The organism is Paenibacillus alginolyticus DSM 5050 = NBRC 15375 (assembly GCF_000422905.1).
Classification (GTDB): domain Bacteria; phylum Bacillota; class Bacilli; order Paenibacillales; family NBRC-103111; genus Paenibacillus_E; species Paenibacillus_E alginolyticus.
Map to the genome: position 1 here is coordinate 44,869 of NZ_AUGY01000060.1, position 6,533 is coordinate 51,401.

Annotated in this window: 6 protein-coding genes; 2 read left to right on the top strand and 4 right to left on the bottom strand. The window is 44.0% G+C overall.

Features of this window, described 5'->3' with window-relative positions; genetic code table 11:
- The first annotated feature begins 94 nt into the window (after positions 1-94).
- Both G519_RS0124405 and G519_RS0124410 read left to right on the top strand, forming a co-directional pair.
- Positions 95-475, top strand: a complete 381-nt coding sequence (locus tag G519_RS0124405) for a TIGR04086 family membrane protein (protein WP_051253646.1) — start codon at positions 95-97, stop codon at positions 473-475.
- Positions 476-569: 94 nt separating this feature from the next.
- A complete protein-coding gene (locus G519_RS0124410) occupies positions 570-1,406 on the top strand; it encodes a phosphatase PAP2 family protein (RefSeq protein ID WP_029196926.1) in 837 nt (278 codons plus the stop codon).
- A 67-nt stretch (positions 1,407-1,473) separates the two neighbouring features.
- On the opposite strand, the gene yajC is transcribed toward G519_RS0124410, so the two are convergent.
- From yajC to G519_RS0124430, 4 genes are read right to left on the bottom strand one after another with little or no spacing between them, the layout of a single operon-like run.
- Entirely contained in the window at positions 1,474-1,782 is a 309-nt protein-coding gene (yajC, locus tag G519_RS0124415; RefSeq protein WP_029196927.1) for a preprotein translocase subunit YajC, read from the bottom strand.
- 15 nt (positions 1,783-1,797) lie between these two features.
- Positions 1,798-2,937 carry a tRNA guanosine(34) transglycosylase Tgt gene (gene tgt / locus G519_RS0124420; RefSeq protein WP_029196928.1) on the bottom strand — a complete coding sequence of 380 codons (1,140 nt, stop codon included), beginning with the start codon at positions 2,935-2,937 and terminating at the stop codon, positions 1,798-1,800.
- A 51-nt stretch (positions 2,938-2,988) separates the two neighbouring features.
- Positions 2,989-4,074: a tRNA preQ1(34) S-adenosylmethionine ribosyltransferase-isomerase QueA gene (queA, locus tag G519_RS0124425; RefSeq protein ID WP_029196929.1), complete on the bottom strand. Its 1,086-nt coding sequence runs from the start codon at positions 4,072-4,074 to the stop codon at positions 2,989-2,991.
- 9 nt (positions 4,075-4,083) lie between these two features.
- Positions 4,084-6,291, bottom strand: coding sequence for a SpoIID/LytB domain-containing protein (locus G519_RS0124430; RefSeq protein ID WP_029196930.1), 2,208 nt, complete (start codon positions 6,289-6,291; stop codon positions 4,084-4,086).
- Positions 6,292-6,533: the final 242 nt, after the last annotated feature.

Consider the following 6,533-nt stretch of genomic DNA (forward strand, 5'->3'; position numbering starts at 1 on the left):
TTTGAACAGTCTGTACTAATTCTATGTGCTTGGCCATACAATGATGTTAATGAAAAGAACGAATATACGAAAGGATTGGTGGCCTGTGAACCCTATGAAAACGGTCAGTCAGGTTCGAATAACGTCTCCTTTATTTTCCGGACTTGTTTATTCATTAAGTATGATGACAATTGGTACAATAGTGACGTCATTATTTCTGCTTTTAACCAGCACACAAGAAAGCTCTCTGCATACGTTAACTACAATTATTCATGCGGTTTCTCTATTTATTGGCGGCTGGGTTTCAGGCAAGAGAGCTGGAAACCGCGGCTGGTATCACGGGGGTATTGTTGGCTTTGTTTATTTTATCCTCATTTTTTTGGTTGGTTTTCTTGCTTTCGATGCAGGATTGAATCTTAAATCCCTTCAATTGCTTAGCATTTTATTCGTTTCTGGAGCACTAGGCGGAATACTCGGCGTTAACACGCGAAAATAAGACGTTTCCGTGAAAATATCACTTTCCCCCTTGATTGTGGTATAATATCATAGTTATTGCCGCAAATAATTTCCAATATTAGGGGGAAAACACCATGAGCCCTTTTCATTCTATGACGCATGCAACGGTCTATATCGTTATTACTGTCTTAATTTTCCTGATCGCTGCGACACGTAAAAGTCCATTTAATATTGCTGGAAGCTTTGTTCAAGAAATCTTTACTAATCGTAAGTATCTCCTTCACTTTGCGGCACTGATTACGATCCTATTTTTTAATAAAGTAGAGATGTGGGTTGAAAAAAAGATCGATATCAAAACTGATTTCACCAAATCGATCTATGGCATAGAAGGCAACTTTGTTTCAGCCATTCAGCATTTTTTCCATAATGATACGTTGACTTTAGTTAGCAGTTATTTTTATGTGGTCATTTTTCCTGCTGTAATGATAACATCGATTGCGCTTTATACGTACCAGAAAAATTATAAGCTTTTTTATGCCATTTGCTACGCACTTATGTTCAACTATATGATCGCTATTCCATTCTATCTGTTTTTCCCGGTTAACGAAGTTTGGTCGTTTCATCCTAATGTTAAGCTTTTGATTCTAGATGTGTTTCCAACCTTTGAACAAGATTACCGGCCACTTTCTGGACTTGATAATTGTTTTCCAAGCTTACATACGTCAATCTCGGTTTCGATGGCTGTAATTGCAGTTAAGAGTCGTAGTACGTTTTGGAAAATATTCGTTCCCTGCTCTTCGGCATTCATTATTTTCACGATCTTTTATCTAGGCATCCACTGGTTATCTGACATGTGTGCTGGTGTGGTTCTCGGTGTCGTAGCTGCCAGAGTGGGCTTACGCATTGCTGAAGGCCGTCTCGTGCTTGGTGAGCAAGCTCTGCTCAAACGGTTAAAGAATAATGAACTATAATAACTTTTATATCCTTATAGAACTAAATAAAAAGCGAGAACCTGATTGAAGGATCTCGCTTTTTATTTTATTCTTTTGCTGTAGTTTGAGAAACAGCATTGATAGCAGAACGATCAAATGTCATTTTCGTCGCATCGTTGACACGAAGTACACAAATGTCATCTGTAATTTCCATAATCGTTCCGTGAAGCCCACCAATCGTAACGACCTTATCCCCTTTTTTCAAACCTCCAAGCATTTGATTACGGGTTTTCTGTCTTTTCTGCTGTGGACGAATAAGTAGGAAGTAGAGAACAACGAACATGAGCACTAAAGGCCCGTATGTATACAAATACCCAACTGCACCTGTATTCGCAGTGTCTGCTGATAGTAACATAGGTATCCTCCTTTCTTAAAATCCTCTTTCATTATCATTCAGCCCATATGCGGCAAAGAATTCATCACGGAAATCAAGCAACCTATCTTCCTGGATGGCTCCTCTTACATCACGCATGAGCTGTAGTAGAAAGTGAAGGTTATGAATCGTAGTCAATCTGATTCCGAAGGTCTCATCCGCTTTAACTAAATGACGAATATAAGCCCGGCTGTAGTTTGTACAGGTATAACATGTACATTTGGGATCCAACGGACCAAAGTCAGTCGCATGCTTAGCATTACGAATGACAAGCCGGCCTTCGCTAGTCATACATGTCCCATTCCTGGCTATCCTTGTTGGCAGTACGCAATCGAACATATCGATACCGCGGATAGCGCCTTCAATTAGAGCATCTGGCGAACCTACGCCCATCAAATAGCGTGGTTTGTTCGCAGGCATAAGAGGTGTGGTGTAATCAAGCACTTCGTACATCAAATGCTTAGGCTCTCCGACACTCAGTCCACCAATAGCATACCCCGGGAAATCCATGGAAGTCAACTGCTCGGCACTCAACCTGCGAAGATCTTCATGCATGCCGCCTTGAATGATTGCGAATAATCCTTGATCATTCGGTCTGCTGTGACTTTGCAAACAACGCTCAGCCCAACGCGTTGTACGCTCCAGTGATTTCTTCACATATTCGTACTCTGCCGGAAATGGCGGGCATTCGTCAAAAGCCATCATAATATCAGAACCCAGTGCATTCTGAATCTCCATGGCTTTCTCTGGTGAAAGAAACAGCTTGTCCCCATTCAGATGGGACTTAAACTGTACGCCTTCTTCCGTGATCTTACGCATGTTACTAAGACTGAATACTTGGAACCCGCCGCTGTCTGTCAAAATAGGTCGGTCCCAGTTCATGAATTTGTGCAAACCGCCAGCGGCTTTCACAATATCATGACCTGGCCTAATGAAAAGATGATACGTATTACTTAAAATAATCTGAGCATCCATCGTCTTCAATTCCTCAGGGCTCATCGTTTTTACCGTCGCCTGTGTGCCAACTGGCATGAAGGCAGGCGTTTCAATGACACCGTGAGGGGTGTGAACGCGTCCAAGACGTGCTCCGGATTGTTTACATGTTTTAATTGGTTCGTACGTAACTGCTGCTGCCAATACATCCACTTCCTAACTTCCTATTCTAAACGTCTATCTGATTATTGATTCTTAGTAAATTAACATGGCATCTCCAAAACTAAAAAAGCGATATTGCTCACGAACAGCTTCTTCATAAGCTTGCAACACATTCGTGCGCCCAGCTAATGCGCTAATGAGCATAAGCAGGGTTGACTTTGGTAAGTGGAAATTCGTTAACAAGGCATCCACTACACCGAATGTATACCCAGGATAAATAAAAATTGAAGTCCAACCCTGTGATGGCTGAATAACTAATGGCTCATTAGCCTCGTTACCTGCGTGCTTACGGCTTAATCCAGCTGCCGTTTCTAACGTGCGCGCAGATGTAGTCCCCACGGCAATCACACGCTTACCATTCATTTTGGTTTCGTTAATCAATGCTGCTGTTTCAGGTGACAGCATATAATACTCCTCGTGCATTTGGTGTTCTTCAATGGTGTCCACGGATACAGGACGGAAAGTCCCCAGTCCGACATGCAAGGTAACAAATGCAAGACGAACACCTTTAGCTTGAAGTTTATCCAAGTAGGCTTCGGTAAAGTGCAGCCCTGCCGTTGGTGCAGCAGCTGAGCCTTCATGCTTAGCATATACCGTTTGATAGCGTTCACGCTCGGACAACTGCTCCTTAATATAAGGAGGAAGCGGCATCTCGCCCAATCGGTCTAGAATCTCATTGAAAATGCCTGTATAGCTAAATTGGAGCACACGCCCCCCCATATCTCCAACTTCCACAACTTCCGCCGTTAGCAAAGGTTGTTCTCCATTGGCCCAGTTGGCGTTCACACCGAAAACAGCCACGGCCCCTAATTGCATGCGTTTTCCAGGCTTTACCAAGGCCTCCCAGCGATCCTCGCCCAGGGGCTTCAAGAGTAAAATTTCCACTTTGGCGCCGGTGTCTTTCTTCGCGCCAAAAAGCCGTGCTGGAATGACTCGCGTGTCATTCATCACGAGTAAATCCCCGGCTTCAACATAATCAATAAGCTGTTCAAACGTCCGGTGACTAATCTCACCTGATTGTTTGTTCAGCGTAAGCAGTCTAGACGCCGTGCGATTAAGCAGCGGCGTCTGGGCAATCAATGAATCAGGTAGTTCAAAATCGAAAGCTTGTACATCCATATTGTGTATTCATTCCTTAGTTATGTTGACTCCAGTATAGTAAGACTGAAGTATTTTCTTATAATCATAGCCTAATTCAGCATAGCCTCTTGCACCCCATTGAGACATGCCAAGTCCGTGTCCATAACCTGTGCCGCGGAATATGAACTGATCACCTTGACCTGCTGTTTGTGGGCTAGGAGGGGTCACAGGGGTGACTGGCGAAGAGGTCGGTTTGGACTGCCCTGCTGTGCCTAAAGCCGTTAAATCGGTTACCTTCAAGACTGTAGGCTGTGATTGACCACCAGACAGCACATAGACCGAATCAGAGCCAGCACTACTTGTCTGACTACTTCCTGCACCAGCAATAGCTAGGCCACTAGGAGCTGGGGTATTACCAGTATAACTTCCTGCTTGTACAATTTCAAACCGGGTGCTGGGTAATCCCCCAAGTGCTGCACGTAAGGCATCGGGATAGGGCACCTTCACCACAACTCCGTTGGCTTTAAGTTCAGTCACCCTCCCTGAAGGTCCTCGCTTCGATATTTCAAGTGATTGCAGATCTCCGTTTACAATTACATCTGCTGCCGCTAATTTACTTTTAAGTTCATTACCTGTGTAAGGACCTCTAATCCAAGAAAAGGCATTTGATTCTTTTTCTTGGCCTAACACCAACACTTTCTCTTTATTGGAAAGCCTCGCGATCGAAGGATTAGCTACATTATCTACATAAGGTGCCGTACGGACATTTACACCTTGTTCCGTGGCCTCGTAGTAAGAAGCGCCCTCTTTCCCCTTCTGACCGGTGTCTCTGAGATACATGCTGTGCACGTAGCCCGTTCGACCGTCGGATAACTGAATGCGATACCAGATGGCTTTCCCTTTTTCAGCACCATCATCTGGGCTTGGCACACTTCGCAAATAAGCTAACGGATTCCCCCATACCTCTGAGGGATCTGCCGTCATTCCGCCTGAATTCGAAGAAAACACAGGTGAAATCAGTCCATTTTTATCTGATAATACTTCATCTTTCGTCGCATCAACAGCTTGTATACCCGCAGCAAATTCCTTTTGAATCCCAAAGTAAACCTGATCCAGCGTTGTATCCGTAACTTGTGCTATCTCATACTTATTGCCTTGTTTAATTGCAAATGTACGGGCAGCTACAGCTTGTGCCTTCAGCGCCTCTGTTGGCCAACCGGAACTAAGCTCAGAGCCTACGACAGCATATAAATATTGCTCCATCGGCACTTCATTCACCAAAGCTAACTTGCCATGATATGTACTGATCTCCATGTCTCCGCGGTAACTGCGGTCAGACCGCTCTTTGACTGCAATCCCCTGACTCTTCGGATGGATCACCGTCTTTTGCTCTCCTGCTGCTGCAGCATAATGAGGCACCGAAGCGGAGCCATTGGAGGAACCCGTTACATCTGATCTGCGAAGCAAATAGGATGATTTCGTATTTACGGGTTGTAAAGGCAAGTTCGGAGCCGCTCGTAATGCTGCCTGCTTCACTGCTTCTAACTGTCCTGAAGTAGCTTCATTACCTACCCATACGCTATATGCTAGTTTACCTGCCGCATCTTCTTGCAGTGCAATATCTGCCTCGAGTCCCGCTTGATTAAACACAAGCAACTGCTGCAAAGCAGCTGCCTCATCAGCATACGTACCCGCACTCAAATGCTGTGGACCCTTAACTACGGGAGGAGCCGATTTCGTTAACGCCGAAACGGTTGTATCTTTAAGCACTTGCGCTGCAGCGCCTTCGGCCTCTTCCTTAGAAGAGAAACTGCCGTAATAAACTTGGTACACTGTTCTGGCTTGTTTGACTCTACTTAACACATAACTATCTTCAGGCATCGCAGCTAATTTAGCATATAAGGCTTTGGCTGCTGTGTAGTCCATCGTTTCGAGCATCATCACACTATACTGATCAATCGATAGTCGAATCGAAGTATCTGAAATCGAGGCCCACGGTTTAGCAGCTGTACCAGCTGTACCAGCCGAACTGCGCACATTGATATCCATTCCACCTGATGCAGTAAGGGTAACTACAGGTTCTACTTTCTTATATTTGGTTGAATCGATCAATAGTGCAACACGAATCTGATCTAAATGTTTGATCCCCTCTGCTTTGGCATAGGGCTCTAGCGCAGGGAATGTTCCAAAGGTCAAAGCAGCCGTCGTTATCAAAGCTATTCTCTTAGGGGTAAGCAGCTTATTTCTCCAATTCATTCGACACGATTTCCTTTCTTTCGCAGCATTCTACTAAGTTAGACTCTAAAAACTGGAAGAAGTTTTGCTTAATAGAATTTTAAATAGGCTTCAGAGAAAACATCCATTCACCAATCTATTTTATGTATTTGAATTCCGTTGTTAAAAAAAATTTGATTATCCAGTTAGCTCAGGAATGTCTTTAAATACGAACTAATGTTTGGTATAATGAAATCAAACATATGTTCGGGAGTGATTTTTAT

Excerpts from the sequence above, each read along its gene's own strand:
- G519_RS0124430 (WP_029196930.1), bottom strand. The coding sequence starts at position 6,291 with ATGAATTGGAGAAATAAGCTGCTTACCCCTAAGAGAATAGCTTTGATA.
- G519_RS0124405 (WP_051253646.1), top strand. The coding sequence starts at position 95 with ATGAAAACGGTCAGTCAGGTTCGAATAACGTCTCCTTTATTTTCCGGA.
- yajC (WP_029196927.1), bottom strand. The coding sequence starts at position 1,782 with ATGTTACTATCAGCAGACACTGCGAATACAGGTGCAGTTGGGTATTTG.
- G519_RS0124410 (WP_029196926.1), top strand. The coding sequence starts at position 570 with ATGAGCCCTTTTCATTCTATGACGCATGCAACGGTCTATATCGTTATT.
- queA (WP_029196929.1), bottom strand. The coding sequence starts at position 4,074 with ATGGATGTACAAGCTTTCGATTTTGAACTACCTGATTCATTGATTGCC.